This is a genomic window from Paenibacillus sp. YIM B09110 (assembly GCF_037167145.1).
In the GTDB taxonomy this organism is placed as follows: Bacteria; Bacillota; Bacilli; order Paenibacillales; family Paenibacillaceae; genus Pristimantibacillus.
The window spans coordinates 1-602 of the sequence record NZ_JBANSP010000070.1; the positions used below are offsets into that span (position 1 = coordinate 1).

Annotated in this window: 1 pseudogene; it reads right to left on the bottom strand. The window is 45.7% G+C overall.

What is annotated here, in order from left to right:
- Positions 1-525 (bottom strand): annotated as a pseudogene (locus V8F51_RS31490) (ZIP family metal transporter); the annotation flags it as partial.
- Positions 526-602 lie beyond the last annotated feature (77 nt).

Consider the following 602-nt stretch of genomic DNA (forward strand, 5'->3'; position numbering starts at 1 on the left):
TGCCGCTAACGTTTGATTAAACACAAATCCTCCGACCCATGTACCAATAATGGCTGGGCCTCCTCCCAAAACAGCTAATGCCAAAAATGTTTTTATTGTTGGTTTAGCATTTAAGAGTGGAGCAGCGATGCCAATACCTTCCGTAATATTATGCAAAGTAAAACCTATTATAAGGAATGTGCCTAGTGCAGCTTCGCCTGCAGCAAAGGCGGCACCGATAGCAAGCCCTTCCCCAAGGTTATGCAGGCCAATACCGCCAGCTATCTTGAACGATACCCTTTTACCATTATCGTTTGCGCCAATTGCTTTCTTCGAATTCGTCTGATCAAGGGCAAGCAGAAATAAGAAGCTAAGCACCGCTCCAAACCAAACGAGCACTGTTCCTTGAAAGACACCAGGCGCTATCGCACCAAGCTCTAACCCTTCTTGTAAGGTATCAACAGCAAGGAAGAAAAGCAGCCCAACTGTAAAGCCATAACCGCTTGAATGCCTTTTGAGGAAAACCGACGCATGAACGGATACCATAATAACCCCAGTCCAACTGGAACCACGCCTACATAAAAGCCGATCAGCGAATATTGCAAAAATCTGTTGGTATCCAC